The organism is Rhodococcus sp. IEGM 1406 (assembly GCF_030056745.1).
In the GTDB taxonomy this organism is placed as follows: domain Bacteria; phylum Actinomycetota; class Actinomycetes; order Mycobacteriales; family Mycobacteriaceae; genus Rhodococcus_F; species Rhodococcus_F erythropolis.
Genome location: NZ_JASHKO010000007.1, coordinates 78,749 through 94,940 on the forward strand (window position 1 = coordinate 78,749; position 16,192 = coordinate 94,940).

Sequence of the window (16,192 nt, forward strand, 5' to 3'; positions counted from 1 at the left end):
TCGTAAAAGAAATCTATTTCGACTCTTCGAACCCGATCAACCGTTCGGACATCGTCGTCATATCTGCAATGAACTGGTTCTGCTCTTCGACACTCGCCTTACTCAGTCGTGCTCCACCGGCCATCTGTGCGTCCGAGATCATCTGAACGAGCACCGGGGGCGAAACGCAGGGATCTACATCGTGAACCTGTCGAATACGTTCGACGAAGCGTACGTAGCGGCTCACGAGCTTTTCGCGAACTGCTGACCAACTGCGCTCGACCTCGGAATCCACCCGCGCCCGGTGCTCGATCACCGCGAGCAGGTCCCCGTAGGTGTACACGGCCGTGATGAACGCCGACGTGGTCGTTCTGAGAACTTCGCGTAGATCCTCGGCCGCTGGCCCCTCCATGTGCTGGGCGTCGAGAAACCGTCGGCACATCATTTCGGCGACGGCACGAAAGACCTCGTCCTTCGACGAGAAGTACGCGTAGAAGGTCGCTCGGGACACATCGGCCCTGGTGGTGATGGTCTCGACGGTCACGGCGTCGTATCCGAGTTCGCCGAAACAGAGGGCAGCGGTGTCGAGCAGGCCCGCCCGACGTGGACCGTCCCCGAGCTTGCGGGCTGTCCGCGCTCGCTCCTGCGTTTCGCTGGTGGTCACCGTCACAGTGTGTGTTGACGTTGACGTCAATGTCAAGAATTGCGGCATCCTCGCCGCCGTTCTCGTCGGCTCAGTCGCGAAGATGGGCGAGAAGAAAATCGTCTCCCGGATCACCCGTGGGGCCGGCGACATGGTCGGCCCGGCGATCGTCGTCGTGGTGATCGGTGCGGCAGCGGTATTCGAGTAGTTCAGGCGTGGTGGGCCTCGCGTGCCGCCGTCTCCAGACGGTCGTTGTACTCGGCCCACCACGCCTCATCACCGGGAGCCAGATTGTTGTCGCCCGCCTTCATCCCAGCAGCTCCGTCGATCAGCTCCCGCACGATGTCCGCGTGGCCGGCGTGCCGATGGATCTCGGTGACAACGTGAACGAGTATCCGGTGCAATGTGACGTCGCGACGATCCTCCGGCCAGTGCTTCACGAAGCCGGGGGCGTCCAGATCGTGCTGCTCGATCGTGGCGTCAGCGAAAGCCCAGGTGCGGCGATAGGTTTCGACGATGTCGGCACTGGACTCATCGGCGCGGGCCCACATGTCGACGTTGAGTTCCTCCGAACGCAACCACGCCGGTAGATCGGGAACCCGACGGCCGAACGTCGGACCGAAATACCCGAGCTCGACGCCGATCATGTGTTTGACCAGTCCCAACAAGTTGGTCCCTGTCCGGGTCATCGGACGCCGAATGTCATACTCCGACAGCCCGTCGAGCTTCCAGACGAGCGCGTCACGTGCTGCCTGCAGGTACCGCTGGAGATCTTCCTTTTCCGAGTTGGTGGTCATGAAACCAACCTAAACCGAGTGGAGCAGACATTGACAGCGGTGGAGGATCTGACCGAGGTTGCCTCCCGGGCCGTCGCCGCCGAGCGTGACGCCCGGTCGGTGCGCTGGCACAACCCGGCAGCCGTCCGCAAGGCCGCCGCGTCCGTGCGTGATTCGCTCGACGACGAACGATCAGCGCTGAGCCGACCGTCGTACAGCGGTTTGTCGCCGTCGCCGCACATGGCTCGCCAACTCGAACTGATCACGACGTTGCAGCCGCCGCTGCCCGCCGACGCCGGCATCAGCACCGCCGCGCAGGCCGAGGCCGACGCCGTCGCCGCGGTGACCACCGCGCGGATAGCCTTGCGCGCCGCCCACCTTGCGGTTCTCGAAGCACGCGTCGCCGCGCTCGATGCCGGAGATACCGATACCGTCGCCGCCGCGATCCGCGGTTACGTCCCGCTGAACTCGGGCAACCCCGTCGTCCGGCACGTGCAGGGTCTCGGCTCCCGGATCCGTGAGGAAGCACGGCACGTCGTGAGTGGCAAGCCTCGGTCGATCGCTTTTCGACTGGGGCTGAGCCTCGGAATGGGCTTGGCGTACCTGGCATTCATTCGCCTCTTCCAGTGGGACGCCAAGGAAGATCGACTGCCTTACCTTGCGCTGTACGCACTCTCGGGTGTGGTCGGAAGCGTCGTGTGCACCAATGCGCTCAGCTTCGACGCCGGCCGCGTCCGTGCTGCTTTGTCCGGCGGAACCAGGCTCTGGCACGTCCTCGTCGCGAAGAATACGATGATGCTGCTTCTCGTCGGCAGCGCCGGGTTCCTGCTCAGTGCCATCCTCGCGTGGCGCTCCGGAAGCAGTGCTGATCTGGTGAAGGCGTGCGGTCAGGTACTGACCATGATCCTGCTGTGGCTCGGCGTCGCCAACGTGATGTCCGTGGCCTTGCCGCTGCGGGCCGAACCGATGACGGCGAGGCGCCACGACGGCACATGGAAGCAGTTCCTGCTGTCCTTCGTCATCTCGTACGGTGTCGGACTGATCGTCAATCTGATGCTCTACTGGCGAGTCTGGGCGAAGACGACGCTGCTCGAGCAGATGGGCGGTCCGTGGATTCCGGTCCTGTTGCTCCTCGCGAGCGCGGCCGCGACGTGGCTGTTGCTGACCGTCCTGGCCGTACTCCTGGCCGAGCAACCACGCTTCCGGCGCGCCTTGCAACGGGAGATGGTGGTCTACCGCGAAGAAACCAACCACTTGCAGGCGACCATTCAGCACAATTCCGGCTAATGTAACCGTGCGTGGCTGATCCGGGCACGCCGCGAGTACACGCAGTGTCGAGGAAGGCGTGACCCATGATGTCCGTAAAGCCTGGCGCAGCCGATACGTCGGCCGCCGTAACCACCGCCTCCTGGCTACCACTGATCGTGGTGGTCCTCACGCAGATTCAGGCGTCGTTCGCCGTCAATGCGCTGACCGTCTCGATGGCCGGCATCACCACCGATCTCGACACTCCTGCAACAAGTGTCGGCACCGCGATCACCGCAGGCACCTTTGCCATGGCTGCCTTCATTCTGCTGGGCGCCAAGATCGGCGCCCGCTACGGGACGCGTTTGGTCTTCCAGATTGCCGTCGCGATTCACGGTCTCGCGATGGCTGCGGTCGCTCTGAGCCAGAGCCCGGCAATGCTGTTCGTGGCGCAAGCCGCGTCCGGCGCCGTGATCGCTCTCATCGCCCCCGCGTTGACGGTTTTCATCGCCACGAACTTCAATGGCGATCAGCAGGCAAAGGCCATCGGTTACCTGGCAGCAGCAATCCCCGCAGCCGGTGTGCTGGCACTACTCATCGCCGGTTCCTTCGCGACGACCATCGGGTGGCGCTACTCCTTCGCCCTCGTCGTGGCGCTCGCCGTGGTCAACCTGGTCCTGAGTTTCCGTGTCAAACCTGTTCCCCCGCAGAAGGACATCACCATCGATTGGGCCGGCGCCGCACTGGCTGCCGTTGCCGTCATCCTGCTCAGCTTCGGTTTCAGCGGCCTGAACTCGTGGGGCGTCATCCTGGCCACCGACGCTGCGCCGTTCTCGGTCATCGGTGTTTCACCCGCGGCCATCCTGATCGTCCTCGGCACCATCTGCGCGCAGGGATTCTTCCAGTGGACGCGAAGCCGCAAGGCGCAGAACAAGCCTCAGCTCTTCAACCTCGACGTCCTCAAGACCGGCGCCGAGCGCGCCACCACGATTTGCATGGCGACGATGATGTTCGTGGGAACCGCGGCCAACTTCCTCATTCCGCTGTACATGCAGATCATCCAGGGCCGCAGCAGCTTGCAGACGTCGTTCTCGATCATCCCGTACACACTCTCGATCTTCATCGCGAGCACCGTCGTCGCGCGCCTGTACAAGACGTACTCCCCGCGTCTGATCGCACGAGCCGGGTTCGTCGTTGTTGCCGCTGGACTCATCCTGTTGGCCTTCACCATTCGTGGTGACTGGCATCAGATCTTTGTTGTCATCGGCCTGATCACCCTCGGCCTCGGGCAGGGCGCCATCGTTGCGCTGGTGTTCAACACCCTCCTCACCGCAGCTCCCAAGGAACTGGCCGGTGACGTCGGCGCCTGGCGAGGACTGGTACACAACATGTCCGGGAGCGTCGGCATCGCGGTGGCCAGCGTGTTCGCCGTCGGAATCCTGGGTACCCTCGTCAGCTCGCAGCTGATCGACAACCCCACCATCCCGGCATCGCTCAAGGTCGAGTCAGGGATCAATCTCGACCAGGTCAACTTCGTCCCCAACGATCAACTCGTCGTGACGCTCGAAAACACCTCCGCGACACAGGCACAGATCGACGAAGCCATCCGGATCAACACCGAAGCGCGCCTGCGCGCACTGCGAACCTCGCTGCTCGTACTCGCCGGGCTCTCTCTGCTCGCCATCATTCCGGCCGGGCGCATGCCCAACGAAGTACCTGCTCTGGAAGAACCGCAACCCACGAAGGGCAAGAAGTAACCGATGTCCAACCAAGACCAATTCGGTCCGATCGAATACGTTGCCGTCGAGTTTCCCAGCGGTGCACCGACCTCCGCGGGATTCGAGCAGCTGCTCACTCTCGTCGACTCCGGAGTGATCCGCATCCTCGACCTCGAGTTCGTCGCCAAAGCCGCCGACGGAACGGTATCCGTCGTACCCGCGTCCACCTTCGAACTCGCAGATTTCGATTTGGCGCAGTTCGACGGCGCTGCCTCCGGACTGCTCGACGCCGGCGACATCGCTGCCGTTGGTGAAGAGTTGGCTGCCGGAAGTGTTGCCGCCGTACTCGTCTACGAGGAACTGGCAATACTGCCGGTCATCGAGGCCTGGACCCGCAGCGGCGCAAAGGTTGTCACCGAAGGTCACCTGAGCGTGGACGAACTGGCTGCTGCACTGGACAACACCGCACCGGATACCACGGAGAAGGACGCATGAGTTTCTTGAGGCGAGCCGGCCAGGTAGCCGTCGCAAGCTCCATTCACGGCAATGTTCAGCGCCGTCAGCGGACCCGTTGGGCTGCCGAAGATCAGGCCCGCGCAGCGCAGGTCCAGCCGGTGCCGCCGATTCCCGATCTACCGCCCCTCCCGCCGCAGGCAGCTCCGGCAGAATCGGAAATGTCGATGGACGCGAAGCTCGAACAGCTCACCAAGCTGGGCGAACTCAAGAATGCCGGCGTATTGACGGAGGCCGAGTTCGAGACCCAGAAGGCGCGCATCCTCGCCTGAACTAGCTGGGCCGCCCGAGTGCAAAAGCCATGACGGGAAGCTGCGTCGTCGCGAGATTCAACAGAGATGCCACTCGGGCATCCGTGAATCCTGCGATGGCGCAGCCCACAAGTCCCATCGCCTCGGTCACAAGGTACAGATTCTGAACCAGCACACCGGCATCCACGTGCATCGTGCGGTAGTGCCGCATTGCGTACTTCTCGAGCGGCCCTTCCACGTCGGCGACCACAAACAGAAGAACCGGGAACACGTCGACGAACTCGGGCTGGAGAAGGCTCGCTCGAAGGTTTCCTTTTACGTCACCCGGCCGAACGGCCTCAGCACGGCCTTCCTGGATGTACCGGTACACCCCGGCTCCAAGCGAGTGTCCGGGTTGGCTGACAACAAACGACAGCGTCAGTTCGCGCATCCCACCGGCCGTCGGGCTGCTGACCAGACTGTGGTGCAGCACATTTGAAAGTTCATCGATTCCCAAAGCATCTTGCGCTGGGTTGTAGTGGCTCCGTCGTGCCTGCAAGATATCCGGAAAGTCCTGGGCCGGCAGTTGCGTCGGCGCCGGTAATTCAACGAACTCAGACGTCACCGGGGGCAGTGCGCCCTCGTCGAACGGTAGCTCCGACGGAGCCACCGTCCGGTCAAGCGCAGCATGCAGCGATACGACGGCCTCGACCCGCTCGAGGGCGGTCAAGACCTCACGAACCCGGGTGCAGCAGGCGAGATACCTCGGCAGCTCCGTCGATCGACACCAACTCACCGGCGAACCACGCCTCCGGGACGGCAAAGATCGCATTCGACGTCGCGGCAGGCGTCCCGGCAAATGCGGTGCGAGCAGCGTCGAGTGTGGATTCCCGAGCCGACTCGGTGGAGTAAACGACAAGAATTGCCTGCGGCGACTTCGCGAGTATCGATTCGGTGGCTACCTGGCCGAAGTACTTCCCATCCGGAAGGTCGCTCTCGTAGAGGTTCTTTCCCCCGGCCGCCTCGAGCACGCTGCTGTAGAGGCCCCTCGCCAGAGCGTAGGACTGCCCCTCCGAAACCTGAACCATCACAGTGGGAACCGGCTCCTTCCCGGCCACGGACGCCTCGGTTTCTGCGAGCGACTTCTTGCCATCTGCCAGGAGAGTTGCTGCTTCGTCACTTGTTCCGGTCAGGGCACCGAGACCGTCGATGTCGGACCAGACGTCGTCGATCCGCCCCTCGGTGACCGCCTTGTGGCAGTAGCCGCTGTTCACGAAGATCGGGATGCCAAGGTCACGCAATTCGTCCATGCTCTGCAGTCGGTCACCGTCGAACCAATACTCCCCGTCGGAGACGATCAGATCCGGACGGGCGTCGAGCAATGCTTCTTTCGCGGGAACTCCGGTGCTCAGTACCGGCACGGCCGCGAACTGATCCGCGAGTTCGGGACTGGGAGGAGAGAGGTCGGTATTCGATTGTCCGACAATGCGGTCGGCGGCACCGAGTTGAATCAGAAGCTCCGTCATCGACGGATACAGCGAGACAATCCGCTCCGCCGTCTTGGGCAACGTGACCTCGCGATCACAATTGGTGACGGAAATCTTCTCGGACGACGACGCCGCCGAATCCGCCGTGGAGTTTCCGCATGCGGTCAGTACTGCAGTGGCGGTAACGGCCGAGCACAACAGCGCGGCAGTACGTATCGAGGATTTCAAGACACTGCTTCTTTCGTGTGTAGGAGCGGAGGGGCGAACGAGAGCAAGGGACGCCCGGTCAACGGATGAGTGCCGAGATGCACCTGAACCCCGAATACTTCGGACAGCAGGTCCTCGGTGAGGACCTCGGCCGTTGGTCCTGTCGCGACAACTACCCCGCCGGAGAGCAGACAGACGTAGTCGCAATACGCTGCGGCCAAAGCGAGTTCATGGATCGCGACAATCGTCGTAGTACCGAGTTCGGCGACCAATTCCATCAGTTCGAGTTGAGCTCGGATGTCGAGGTGGTTGGTGGGCTCGTCCAAGACCAGCACCGAAGGTTGTTGAGCGATCGCCCGGGCCAACATCACACGCTGCTTTTCTCCGCCGGACAGTTCGGCGAAGAGTCGTGATCCGAAGCCGTGCATACCGGTTCGCGCCAGTGCGGCACTGACGATGTCCCGGTCGATTTCACCGAGTCGAGAGAATGCGCTGTGATGCGGCGTCCGGCCCGTCGCCACCACCTCGCGGACGCTGAACGAGAAGTCGGATGAATGCTCCTGCCCCACAACACCGATGATGCGTGCTGCGGATCGTGGCGAGAGATCGTCCCACACGTTCACCTCGTCCACCTTCACGATTCCGCTTCGCGGCTTCATCGAGCGATACAACGCGCGAAGGAGCGAGGACTTTCCACTACCGTTCGGCCCGACGAGCCCGACCACGCTTCCCTCGGGCGCTTCGAGGTCTACACCCGAAACCACGAGGCGTCCGCCCCGAACGACGTGAATTCCGCTGGCCGACAATCTCATGACTGCGCACCGCCGTCCCGTCGAAGCAACCAGAGGAAGAACGGTGCACCCAATCCGGCGGTGATGATCCCGAGTGGTAATTCGTTGGGCGCATCCAACATCCGAGCCGCAAGATCGACGATCACCAGGAAGGTGGCACCAACCAACGCGGTCGCGGGGAGTAGCTTGCCGTGATCGGAACCGACCAGAAGTCGTACGGCGTGCGGCACGAGCAGCCCCACGAAACCGATTCCCCCGGCGACGGATACGACAACCGCGGTCAGCAACGACGCGATCACCAGTAGTAGCAACCTGGTACGGCGCACGTCCACGCCGACCGATTGCGCGCTCTCGTCTCCCATGGCCAACGCGTTGAGTTGGCGCGATTGTGTCAACAGAATTGCCGCACAGACGGTGATCACCGCGGCGGGCACACCGAGATCCGACCAACTGGCCCCGCTCACCGAGCCCAGCAACCAGAAGAGCACTCCCGAAAGCTGACTCGGATCGGCGCGCAACTGCACAAAACTTGTTGCAGCCGAGAGCAGATAGCCGATGGCAACTCCGGCCAGGACCATGCGCAGCGGGACGAGCATTCCCTCTCGCCGACCCAGTACGAGAACCGCGATCAGGGAGACCATGGCCCCCAGGAAGGCTGCCACCGGGACACCGATCGACAGGCCGGTGCCGATGCCGGTCGTCATGATCAGTACTGCACCGAAGGATGCTCCGGAACCCACGCCCAGAATGTACGGATCGGCAATCGGGTTGCGCACCAACGCTTGCAGCACGGCGCCGGCCAACGACAATCCGGCGCCCGCCAATGCCGCAATCAGAATGCGCGGTACCCGCAATCCCCACACGATCCGATCGAGCAGCGGGTCGACCGGCGGACCGCCGACGTGCGCGTACAACACCGCGAACACGTCGGCAAAGGACACCGACGCGGCACCCGACCACACCGCGACGGTGGAGACCGCGACAAGCACAACCGCCGTGGCCAACAGAAACGGGACGTACCCGCGCTCGCCGACGGGATGTGGACGCGACGGCACTCGTCGTGCTGCCTCGCTGGTCAGCGTCATCGCACTCCTGAGTAGGTGGGGTTCGCAGTCATGAACAGGTGGATCTAACCATAACGACAGTCGTTTTCATTAATAGTCACATGCTCATCTGTGCGGGTAAGGGTCGGTCCGCAGCGCGCTCGCCCACGCGAAGAGCGCCCCGACCAGCGCAAAGATGCACGCAACGAGGTAGGCAGTGCCGATGTCCCAGCGTCCTGCGATTGCCCCGGCAATCAAGGCGCCGACCGGCGAACCACCCCAGGCGACCATCCTCGCCGTGGTGTTCACGCGCCCCTGCAGACGATCCGGAGTCAGGCGCTGACGTGCACCGATGCCATTGAGGATGGTGACGGTCGCACAGCCGGAGTAGACGACGAGCGCCGTGATCGCGGCGCCGGTATTGCCGGTTGTCGCAACGACGAACAGCACCACCGGGCCGATGGTCAGCGCCCCGACCGTGATCGCCCCGACCGGCCACCGCGCCGGTAGCCGTGGAAGCACGAGTGCGCCGACCACTCCACCCACGGAGACGGCCGTCCACACGGCACCGATCATCGGACTCGACGTCGCAATCCCCAGCCTCTCGGACGCGTACACGACGAGGAGAGCCGTAACCGCACCCTGCGTCAGCGAATTGACGAAGCCGACGCCGGTCAAGGCCCGCAGAAGCGGCGACTGCCAGAGGAAGTTGAGGCCTTCGCGTATGTCACGCGCAATTCCGGTTCCCGACTTCTTCGGCGCCGCAGGAGTAATCGAAAACGAGGCTCCGATCGAGGCCATGGCCAGCCCGGCCAGTACGTAAGCCAGTGCATCAGCACCCAATGCGTAGGCCGGGCCGATCGAGGCCACGAGCACGCCGGCTATCGCCGGAAAGACAACATCGATCAGCGTGCTGGACGTCCACAGCGCGCTGTTGGCCGCCGGTATCCTCTGCCGACCGACCAGAGCAGGCAGCGCTCCGAAAGCAGCGGCGTCGAACCACACGAAACACGTTCCGATGCACATCGATACGCCGACGGCATGCCACGCCGTCAATACGCCGAGTGCCTGCGCTGCCGGAATACTCGCCAAGGCAAGTGCAGCAACGGCCTGCGCACACAGGATGACCGTCCGTCGGTTGACTCGGTCTGCCACGGCGCCGGCGAACAAGCCGAACACGAGATACGGCAGAACCGTCCCCGCAGCCGCGAGCGAGGTGAGAAACGGAGACCGGCTGATGTCGAACACCAGGATCGGCATGGCCACTCCGGTGACCGCCGCACCGGCTACGGCAATCGTACGAGCCGTGAAGAACAATCGAAACGATCTGTCCCGAAAGACATGTGGTTGCGCTTCGACGGATCCCGTCGTCGGGGTCTCGCTCATGTATGCACTCTCTTGTACCTGTTGCTCTCCGTGGCGATCTTTCGTACGGTGGCATCGTAATGGAAATGGTTTCCATTACGGAAGGGATGACAATGAGCAACATTTCGTTCGACAGCGTCTCCAACTCGGCTCCGGCCAATGCACTCCAGGGCGTCGGCACCAACGCTCTCGTCGACAACCCGTTCACCTTCGAGCCGGTTGCCGAGGCAACGTCCGCACACGCCCTGCAGGGTGTGGGCACCAACGCCCTCGTCGACAACCCGTTCAGCTTCCAGAGCTGAAACCTCCCCTGATCCAGACTGTTTCGACAGTCTGATCTGCCGATGACCCCGCCCGCATCCGACTCGTCGGGTGCGGGCACCGACAAGGAGATCCGTGTACGCCCTCGCCGACGGACACCAGCTGTATCCGACCCCGGACGGCACTTGGCATTACCTGACACCGGACGAGAACGCGGTCACGATCGGCGCGCCGGCCGAAGACCTCGCGGAACTCGACAACTTTCTCAGGCGCTCTGGTTCGGTGCTCGGCCCGGGAGCTATCGAGATCGCCGACGCCCTCGTCTCTCGCGGCGTGCTGGTTGTTCCGGGTCAAGCGCCGGAGATTCCGCGCCCACAGCGTGTGCTGATGGACGGGATCGGGCCCGTTGCCGATGCTTGCATCGCCCTGCTCTCCAAGGCTCTTCCGCATCTCGAGGTCGTATCCACTACTGCGCCAATCGAAGACGACGTTGCGTCGTCGGACCTCGTACTGTCGGTTGCCGGGGCTCCTCCTCACGACGAGTGGTCGGAACTCGATACCTGGTGCCGCCGAAACCAAACACCGTGGCAAACCGTCCACGCGGAGCTGGGTGAGATCTGCATCGGACCCTTCTTCGACGGTATCGGCAGCGCAAGCTACCGGGACGTCTGCGGTCGACGGCTTGCCGCGTCGCGCGTCCCGAATCATCTGCAGGCACTGTGGAATCACCTCGCCGGCAGCGAACCTCGCCCGCTCGAACTTGAACCCACCGCAGCCGCAATGGCCAGTGCGCTTGCATGTTCGGACGTCGTGGCTGGTGTACATGGCGCACCGCCATCACACCTTCACCACCAGATCCGGATGAATCCGCGAACCCTCATGATGACTCGCCATCCCGTGCTACCACTGCCCGGCGGCGTTCTCGAACCCGCGCCGACGCTCCGGTGATCTCACTCGGAGTGAAGATCCCGGCGGCAGACGGTTCTTCGTTGGCTACGGATGTGCTTCTCCCACCGGATTCTTCACCGCGGGGACTGATCGTGATCCGCACCCCGTACGGGCGTGGATGGCATCTGGCGGAGGGGCTCGAATGGCGATCACGAGGAATTGCCTTCATCTGTCAGGACGTACGTGGACGGCACGATTCCACCGGATCTTGGGTACCGTACGTCCACGAGCGCGAGGACAGCGCCGCCCTGGCCGAGTGGCTGCAGGATCAGCCGTGGACACCGGAGTGCGTCATCGCAAGCGGGGCTTCGTATGCGGCCGGAACCGCCTGGGCATTTGCTGCCGAGACCAACAGCGCCGATCGGTCATTTCGTGTAGACGGCGTCGTCTCCAAGGTGCCGACCATCGGAAGCGACCGCGTCAAACGTGATCCCTCGGGGATACTTCTCCTCGCCGAGCATCTGGCGTGGTGGGGCGAGCACGGAGATTCGTCTTCCTCTCGTGAGGGTTTCATCCCTGAACTGATGCGTTCGGATTCGTCTTTGCTGGAACATCTCCCGGTGCAGTCGATGATCGAGGAGGTCGGCCTGACCTCCGATTCACCGGGCTGGTTGACGCCGATCCTTCGCGCTTGTAAACGCGAAGACTTCGGTGGCGATGATCTGGTGTCCGCGGACGAACTCTCCGAACTCGACATCGCCGGGCTGCACATCGGCGGTTGGGACGATGCGATGATTCGGGAGACACTGCGGCACTTCACGTCCGTTGGGCGCGGGCCGCAGAGTTTGATCGTGGGCCCCTGGGCGCACGACCTCCGCCCTGGAAGGGTCGGCGAGACAAGTTTCGGCCGCCTTCAGGTCGAGTGGATGGAATCGATATTCTCGGCGCGGCCCGTGACCATCAATCGGGTGTTCGACCGGGGTGCAGGCGATTGGTCGACCGAACCGTATGTCACGGGTGCGAATCGCGTTCGTCTCGAACCAGACCCGAGGACGGCGCCTTTCAACTTCACGCACCACGCAGACGAGGGCCGAAACGACTGTGTTGTCTGGACTTTCGACATGGAGGTCGAGTGTGTGCTGTCGGGAATGCCTTCGGTGGAGCTGAAAGTACATTCACCCCAGGGCGAAGCTGACTGGATCGTCGAGCTGAGCATCGTCGATAGCGCCGGAGTCACCAGATCGATCGCTCGTGGGGCCGGCGTCAGCCTTTGCTCCGGCACGTTGACCATAGATCTCGATCCCGTGTTGCACACTGTGCGCGCGGGTGATGTCTTGACACTGCGGATCGCCGGCTCGGACTTCCCACGGCTCGCACGCAATCTCGGAGACGGTGATCGCTATCGAGGAACACGCAGTACCGCACTGCACCAATCATTTTCCGGGTCGTTGACCCTGCCGATACTCGGAGGAACTGCCGGTGGATGACTTGCTGGTCGACGCCCGAAGCGGCGTGCTGACCTCACTGGAACCACACATTCGCTCGGACATGCCGACGGGCTGGGTCGGTTGGGCCGCGAGGGTGGCCGACACCAGAAACTTCGGCGGCAGCGGTTCACTGTTTCGCGCGGACCCTTACGGATTCGGGGCTTCGATACGCGACGACGCAGCAGCTCGCGGGGCTGCAACCGGTGAGGCAGTCGAAAGATATTGCGGCAACGTGGTCCCCGAAGATCTGATCCGCAGTAGTGCGTCAGCGCTGGAACTGGCAGGCTCACGGGTCGTCGATCCGGCGAAATTTGCGTTGTACAGCGAGGATCAGTACCGCCTTCCCGGATTCCCCTTTGTTCCCTTCACATCGGCTCTGGAAATCCGCTGGGCGCTGGGTCACACCATGGACGAAAAAGTGCCCACCTATGTGCCGGCCGCCCTGACCTATCTCGGGTACTACACCGGCACCCGTCGCGGCGAACCACCGATCGCGTCGTTGCAGTACGCCGGAATCGCCGCGGGACGCTCACGCGACGAGGCCGAGATGTCAGCTCTGCTGGAACTTCTCGAACGCGATGCCACCGCACTGTGGTGGTGCGGGGACCGGTCACAGCCGGCAATCGAACTCGCCGACTGGGAGCGGTTACCTGTGCACCGCCAACTCGGGGATCTGGAGAGCGACACTCGGAGCGTTCGAGTGCTTCTGCTTCCCTCCCCCTTCGGCATTCCCGTTGCCGCAGTGTGGATCCGGGATGACCGACGTGGATTGGTCGCGCTGGGCACAGCTTGTCGACCAACGGTGGAGGCGGCAGTCTCGAAGGCGCTTGTCGAGGCGTACGCCGTACTTGCCATCACGATCGATCTCGCCGACCCCGACGGGCCGACCTGGCGCAGCGTGGCGGACGGAACGCTGCCGGCGCACCTGTACAAACCCTTTCGGGCCGACCGTCGTTACCAAGACGAATTCGATGCGCAGTGGAAGGACGTCGTCGATCTGCCGACCGTCGCCCAGCTGTATCTCGACCCCGTGATGGCGCACCTTGCGGAAGAGCACCTCTTCGACTACACCGAAACACGCTCGGTATCAGAGATTCCCGACGAAGATCCTGTGAATCTTGCTTCTCTGGTAGCCCTTCTGACGTCTCGAGGGCACCAACCGATTTCCGTCGATCTCACCACCCGCGACATCTCGATTGCCGGGTTGCACGTCGTCCGCGTCCTGTCTCCCGGCCTCTACAACAATGCGCCGGCAGCTTTTCCCCTTCTTGGAGGTAGCAGATTGACCAGCGCATCGACCACCCATCTGCATCTGCCGGTCCCTCTCGCATGAGGTCTTTGCTCGTCGACCGCCGAACTGGGATCATTCGAGAGTTGGTCGACGCCGTTGTTCCCCCGCACTTTCCGCCGGAGTTCAAGCTGATTCACTCGTATGTCTGCGATTCGGCACGCTTTTCACCCTGGTCCAGCGACTCGGCGGGTGCCGGATACTGCTTCGATCTAGGTGAGCGTGCGCGGCCTACCGCTGCCGCGATAGGTGAAGCAGTGGAACGATATTGCGGGAACATCGTCGCCAAACCGATCGTCCGCGGGTCGGCCGATGCGTTGATCGGAGCAAGCATCGACCTGTCACAACTCGCGCGTTTCGACGCCGCCCAGTACGCGCAGCCACAGTTCCCGTTCGTCGAACCAACCGACGATCTCGAATTGGACTGGACTCTCGGAGTCGACCTGATCACGGGTTCGGATATCTGGGTACCGGCCGAACTCGTCTGGGGTTCGTATCCTCATTTCGTCGCCCGGACGGGTCCGGCGATCTCTCCAGTAGCTCAGGCGGGTCTCGCCGCCGGTCCCACGACGGAATTCGCGATACGGAATGCAGTGCGCGAGATAGTCGAGCGCGACGCGATGACGCTTTCCTGGACTGGAAGACGCGGCGTTCGGATAGTCACCGGCATCCCCGAGGTGCTTCGCCGCTTGGGCAATCACGGCAGCCTCTCGACCAGGTGGTTGTCATTCGACAGCGATTTCGGCATCCCGGTGCTCGGCGCCCTCGTCCACGACCGACTCACCGGATACTCGACCATGGGTACCGCCTGCCACGAAGAAGCGCAGACGGCTGCTTTCAAGTCGCTCGGCGAAGCGCTTCAGCTGCAACTGCTTTCCGCCGACTACGACGACCCGGAGAGCGGCATCGGTCTAGCCGCTGCCTCCCCGACCAGCCCGCTTGCGCCGTGGCGAGCCGACCGACGCTACGCGGACGTCTACCGATCGGACTTTGCCGACGTCATGGACTACGGATGCCACTTGCAGCTCCACCTGGACCCGGAGATCCAAGCACGATTCGAGAGTGAGCTGGCAGGTGCCGTTGTCGGCGAGGTGGAACTCGACTCTCTGACGTCACCCATCGACACCGAAAGCGCACTGACAGGCTCGGGTTTCAGGCCGGCATGGGTCGACCTCACCACTACTGATGTTCTCCGTACTGGCCTGCATGTCGTCCGCGTCGTCGTACCCGGTTGTCTCACCAATGCGGCCGCCGGATTGCCGTTTCTCGGCTCGCCCCGACTAGTCGACGGTCTTGCCGGACGTCCGCCTCGTACCATCCCATTGCCGCACTGACAGTTCCGGAACTGCCAGTTGTAACGACTCTGCGGTCTCCACCGCGTGAAACCAAGTCGGCTTCGAGATTGCACTGTCTCGAATCACCTGCACGGCACGCGCGGCGATGGTTGCCGTCGCGGCCGACTGGCTACGCCCCGAAACCCACAGCGCCGGGCCGGTATCCGTTCGTGCCATCGCAACCCAACGATCCGAGCCCCACAGCTTCTTCGGCACTACCTTCTGGAGGGCGGGCGCCCACGTCATGGCCGCAAGCCCGAGCGTCGCGGTGGACGTGTCCAATCGCAGGTACGTTCTGACCGGAACACCAAGGTCGCGCGTCAACGCATGTTGGTCCGAAAAGTCTGCCCGCACAGCAGGACCGGATCGGTACCCGGTCGCGTCCGCCGGCATCCGAAACGTCTTCATCCCGGTGTAGTTCCGGATCGATCGCCCGTCGGGATCGGGAAACCTCGTTCCCAACATCCCGTACGTCCACGCCGTCGCGGCCGGTCCGTGTAGTTCTCCGCCGCCGAGGCCGATCACGATGTCCACGGGTCCCCCGCCGAGTCGATGCGCCTCGGCGGCAAGGACACTGGTCAATCCCGGTGCCAATCCGACGCCCATCAGGACGGGTCCGTCGACCGCTTCCAATTCTTCGCAGTAGTTCGAGGTTGCCGTGACGTCGACGAATGCCGCCCCACTGCGTACCGCTTCTTCTGCCAGGCGAACATCCTCGAAACCCGAGGCATTCACCACCACATCGAAGTCTCGAACCGCAGCCGAATACGCGCCTGGTTCTTTAAGATCAACGACGACGTCAGCGCGAGCACGATCACGCCCGGCAGAGTACGCGGAGATTTCGGGGACCTTCGCGAGTTGTTTCATCAAGGGAATCCCGACGGCACCGTAGCCGCCGAGTACAAGAACCTTCGTCATTATTTCGCCTCCCGAGTCG

The 16,192-nt window shown here is 63.1% G+C and carries 18 protein-coding genes; 10 read left to right on the forward strand and 8 right to left on the reverse strand.

Annotation, left to right across the window (positions count from 1 at the left end; genetic code table 11):
• Nucleotides 1–13: 13 nt before the first annotated feature.
• Nucleotides 14–649, reverse strand: a complete 636-nt coding sequence (locus QM596_RS27060) for a TetR/AcrR family transcriptional regulator (protein ID WP_019746323.1) — start codon at nucleotides 647–649, stop codon at nucleotides 14–16.
• 1 nt (nucleotide 650) lies between these two features.
• Here QM596_RS27060 and QM596_RS27065 point away from each other — a divergent pair, with 1 nt between their 5' ends.
• Entirely contained in the window at nucleotides 651–830 is a 180-nt protein-coding gene (locus QM596_RS27065) for a hypothetical protein (RefSeq protein WP_060938715.1), read from the forward strand.
• 1 nt (nucleotide 831) lies between these two features.
• Here the strand turns inward: QM596_RS27065 and QM596_RS27070 are convergent, their stop codons facing one another.
• Nucleotides 832–1,419 carry a DinB family protein gene (locus QM596_RS27070; protein WP_019746321.1) on the reverse strand — a complete coding sequence of 196 codons (588 nt, stop codon included), beginning with the start codon at nucleotides 1,417–1,419 and terminating at the stop codon, nucleotides 832–834.
• A gap of 18 nt (nucleotides 1,420–1,437) precedes the next feature.
• Between QM596_RS27070 and QM596_RS27075 the strand changes: the two genes are divergently transcribed.
• The 4 genes from QM596_RS27075 to QM596_RS27090 all read left to right on the forward strand — a co-directional run bounded on the left by QM596_RS27075 (nucleotide 1,438) and on the right by QM596_RS27090 (nucleotide 5,146).
• Nucleotides 1,438–2,685: a hypothetical protein gene (locus tag QM596_RS27075; RefSeq protein ID WP_283310340.1), complete on the forward strand. Its 1,248-nt coding sequence runs from the start codon at nucleotides 1,438–1,440 to the stop codon at nucleotides 2,683–2,685.
• Nucleotides 2,686–2,750: 65 nt separating this feature from the next.
• A complete protein-coding gene (locus QM596_RS27080; protein WP_021332682.1) occupies nucleotides 2,751–4,400 on the forward strand; it encodes an MFS transporter in 1,650 nt (549 codons plus the stop codon).
• Between the two features lie 3 nt (nucleotides 4,401–4,403).
• Complete coding sequence (locus QM596_RS27085) at nucleotides 4,404–4,856, forward strand: DUF6325 family protein (RefSeq protein ID WP_283310342.1); 453 nt, start codon at nucleotides 4,404–4,406, stop codon at nucleotides 4,854–4,856.
• A complete protein-coding gene (locus tag QM596_RS27090) occupies nucleotides 4,853–5,146 on the forward strand; it encodes an SHOCT domain-containing protein (RefSeq protein WP_283310343.1) in 294 nt (97 codons plus the stop codon). Before QM596_RS27085 ends, QM596_RS27090 begins: the two co-directional genes overlap by 4 nt.
• Nucleotide 5,147: 1 nt before the next feature.
• On the opposite strand, the gene QM596_RS27095 is transcribed toward QM596_RS27090, so the two are convergent.
• The 5 genes from QM596_RS27095 to QM596_RS27115 form a co-directional block, all read right to left on the reverse strand.
• Nucleotides 5,148–5,834 (reverse strand): SagB family peptide dehydrogenase, encoded by a 687-nt coding sequence (locus QM596_RS27095; protein ID WP_283310344.1) that lies wholly within the window; start codon nucleotides 5,832–5,834, stop codon nucleotides 5,148–5,150.
• Between the two features lie 4 nt (nucleotides 5,835–5,838).
• Complete coding sequence (locus tag QM596_RS27100) at nucleotides 5,839–6,819, reverse strand: ABC transporter substrate-binding protein (RefSeq protein WP_283310345.1); 981 nt, start codon at nucleotides 6,817–6,819, stop codon at nucleotides 5,839–5,841.
• Nucleotides 6,816–7,610, reverse strand: a complete 795-nt coding sequence (locus QM596_RS27105) for an ABC transporter ATP-binding protein (RefSeq protein ID WP_020968054.1) — start codon at nucleotides 7,608–7,610, stop codon at nucleotides 6,816–6,818. Before QM596_RS27105 ends, QM596_RS27100 begins: the two co-directional genes overlap by 4 nt.
• Nucleotides 7,607–8,674 (reverse strand): FecCD family ABC transporter permease, encoded by a 1,068-nt coding sequence (locus QM596_RS27110; RefSeq protein ID WP_209910777.1) that lies wholly within the window; start codon nucleotides 8,672–8,674, stop codon nucleotides 7,607–7,609. Before QM596_RS27110 ends, QM596_RS27105 begins: the two co-directional genes overlap by 4 nt.
• An 84-nt stretch (nucleotides 8,675–8,758) precedes the next feature.
• Complete coding sequence (locus tag QM596_RS27115) at nucleotides 8,759–10,018, reverse strand: MFS transporter (protein ID WP_209910774.1); 1,260 nt, start codon at nucleotides 10,016–10,018, stop codon at nucleotides 8,759–8,761.
• Nucleotides 10,019–10,110: 92 nt separating this feature from the next.
• On the opposite strand from QM596_RS27115, the gene QM596_RS27120 reads away from it, so the two are divergent.
• From QM596_RS27120 to QM596_RS27140, 5 genes are all read left to right on the forward strand, one after another.
• A complete protein-coding gene (locus QM596_RS27120) occupies nucleotides 10,111–10,299 on the forward strand; it encodes a streptamidine-related RiPP repeat protein (RefSeq protein WP_003943543.1) in 189 nt (62 codons plus the stop codon).
• A 94-nt stretch (nucleotides 10,300–10,393) separates the two neighbouring features.
• Nucleotides 10,394–11,206, forward strand: a complete 813-nt coding sequence (locus QM596_RS27125) for a hypothetical protein (protein ID WP_209910768.1) — start codon at nucleotides 10,394–10,396, stop codon at nucleotides 11,204–11,206.
• Complete coding sequence (locus tag QM596_RS27130; protein WP_283310348.1) at nucleotides 11,203–12,633, forward strand: CocE/NonD family hydrolase; 1,431 nt, start codon at nucleotides 11,203–11,205, stop codon at nucleotides 12,631–12,633. The genes QM596_RS27125 and QM596_RS27130 overlap by 4 nt, the downstream gene beginning before the upstream one ends.
• Nucleotides 12,626–13,966, forward strand: coding sequence for a YcaO-like family protein (locus QM596_RS27135; protein ID WP_283310350.1), 1,341 nt, complete (start codon nucleotides 12,626–12,628; stop codon nucleotides 13,964–13,966). Before QM596_RS27130 ends, QM596_RS27135 begins: the two co-directional genes overlap by 8 nt.
• The gene (locus QM596_RS27140) at nucleotides 13,963–15,255 is read left to right on the forward strand and encodes a YcaO-like family protein (RefSeq protein ID WP_283310351.1); all 1,293 of its coding nucleotides are present in this window, start codon (nucleotides 13,963–13,965) and stop codon (nucleotides 15,253–15,255) included. The genes QM596_RS27135 and QM596_RS27140 overlap by 4 nt, the downstream gene beginning before the upstream one ends.
• Here the strand turns inward: QM596_RS27140 and QM596_RS27145 are convergent.
• The gene (locus QM596_RS27145; RefSeq protein WP_283310353.1) at nucleotides 15,202–16,173 is read right to left on the reverse strand and encodes a saccharopine dehydrogenase family protein; all 972 of its coding nucleotides are present in this window, start codon (nucleotides 16,171–16,173) and stop codon (nucleotides 15,202–15,204) included. The two genes, QM596_RS27140 and QM596_RS27145, sit on opposite strands and share 54 nt — an antisense overlap.
• Nucleotides 16,174–16,192: the final 19 nt, after the last annotated feature.